Source organism: Variovorax sp. 20P10.2.4, assembly GCF_058244205.1.
On sequence record NZ_JBZAYE010001159.1, the window covers coordinates 1 to 1184 of the forward strand.

Sequence of the window (1184 nt, forward strand, 5' to 3'; positions counted from 1 at the left end):
TACGTGACGAGGCCGCCCCGTGGCGGCGCGGTCGCGCCGGTGCGTCCTGGCGCGTGATGACAAGGTCATGAAACGTGCATGCGTCACATCTTTACGAATGAATTAAGTAACAAATGGACGCCTTTGCGACACAAAGATTTACGAACATGTAAAATGTAAGTATTCGTTTTGCATGCGACGGGGCTGTTTGGGACGGTTTGTGTGCAGAAGGTCACGGCTGGATGCCGTGAACTCTGCCGCCATGGGAAATCCTTCGCATCACACTTATCAATTATTAAGAAGCCTTGCCACGGCAGCGATCCTGCATGTCGACGACCACGTTTTTCTGCAACCTCAACGTCCCCATCCTGGTGGGCGAGGATCGCTACAAGTACGTCCCGATCGTGGGGGTGTTCCGCACCATCGCGATGGACGACGTCGATGCCTGGGTGATGCATGCCGACGGCCGTCCGCGCAGCGATCGCGAGCTCGCGGCCGAGGTGCTGGTCGAGATCCGCAAGCCGCTGGGCGCCACCGGCCGCACCGCGCCGCATGCCTTCGACGTGGCCGACATCCTGCAGCTCGACCGCGCGGCCGCGATCGTGGTGTCGACCTATCTGGCCGCCTTGCCGCGCGTCTGAGCGGCTTTCTTCTTCAGCGCTTCCCGCGCGCATCCACCGGCCAGATGGCGACCAGCGTGTCGTCCTCGACCACGTGGTAGACGTCGTGCAGGTTCACCGTCGGGTCGCAGTGGGGCGTCACGAACTCGACACGCGCGCCCAGCGCCGGGCGCTCGTCGGCCGGCACCAGCAGCTTGCCGTGCTCGTCGCCGAAGAAGGCGTAGCGGCTGCCCGCGCCGGCGCCGCGCGCCACCAGCGGCACGCCGCTGTCGGTGGCGAAGCACTTGCTGCCGCCGTCCACCGTCACCCAGTCGGCCGCCTGCGTGCTGACCACCGCGGTCTGCACGAACAGCGAGACCTCGAATTCCTGGCCGGGCGCATTGCCGGCCAGCACCTGCGCGTACTCGGCATCCATGAACACGTACGAGCCGGCCTGCAGCTCGGTGAAACCGTCGCCCTGCGCATCGAGGTCGTGGGTGCCGGTGCCGGCGCCGGTCACGATCTCGAAGCGGATACCCTGGCGTCCGGCCGCGGCCACGATCTGCGCCACCGTCCGGCGCAGGCCCGCGGCCGAGGCGCTGCGAT

The 1184-nt window shown here is 66.0% G+C and carries 2 protein-coding genes; one reads left to right on the plus strand and one right to left on the minus strand.

Translation table 11 applies throughout. The features are described 5' to 3' along the window. Positions 1–305 precede the first annotated feature (305 nt). Complete coding sequence (locus AC27VN_RS41945) at positions 306–620, plus strand: hypothetical protein (protein ID WP_093342549.1); 315 nt, start codon at positions 306–308, stop codon at positions 618–620. Between the two features lie 13 nt (positions 621–633). Here AC27VN_RS41945 and AC27VN_RS41950 read toward each other — a convergent pair. Further along, on the minus strand, positions 634–1184 hold a 551-nt coding region (locus AC27VN_RS41950), incomplete at its 5' end, for a type III PLP-dependent enzyme domain-containing protein (RefSeq protein WP_490880583.1).

Excerpts from the sequence above, each read along its gene's own strand:
- AC27VN_RS41945 (WP_093342549.1), top strand. The coding sequence starts at position 306 with ATGTCGACGACCACGTTTTTCTGCAACCTCAACGTCCCCATCCTGGTG.